At 37.1% G+C, this 517-nt stretch carries 1 protein-coding gene; it reads left to right on the top strand.

Annotated features, from left to right (window positions below; genetic code table 11):
• Positions 1-84: 84 nt before the first annotated feature.
• A complete protein-coding gene (locus ACFIK8_RS13140) occupies positions 85-336 on the top strand; it encodes a DUF1150 family protein (protein WP_011178906.1) in 252 nt (83 codons plus the stop codon).
• The last annotated feature ends 181 nt before the right edge of the window (positions 337-517 follow it).

The raw sequence follows: 517 nt of genomic DNA on the forward strand, positions 1-517 counted from the left end.
CGAAATCAAAAAAACAAATAAAGCAGATTCCAATTAAAGTCAGTAGTGCTGAGTCATAAAGTTGAAGCGTAAAGGAATAATGAAATGGGAGAGCATAAACAAAATTTGTCGTTGCAAGATATGACCCATTCTGATACAGGCCAGGTTGCTTATTTAAAAAAAGTTTGTACAGATGATCTGGCTAAAAACTTTCCAGATCTTCCACCAATGACCCCAGGCATTACAATATGGGCTCTTTTTGGTGAAACAGGTTATCCGATCATTTTATCCGATGAGCGCTCTATCGCTCTTGCAGGAGCCAATGAGCATGAACTACAAATTGTGACTCTGCATTAGATTGTGTGTACTTCAATCTCTAAGCCAGAGGATGATTGAAGCTTAAAAAAACAATTCCATAAAATGAAGAAGCTCTTTATCCTCCCATGAGGAGATACGTCTACAGTGATTGCATTTATTGAAGAAGCCTTCGATAAGATAGCGTTCTTTTTAAAATTGTTCGCTATTGTTCTGTGTTGTT

Source organism: Bartonella sp. MR168JLCBS, assembly GCF_042194175.1.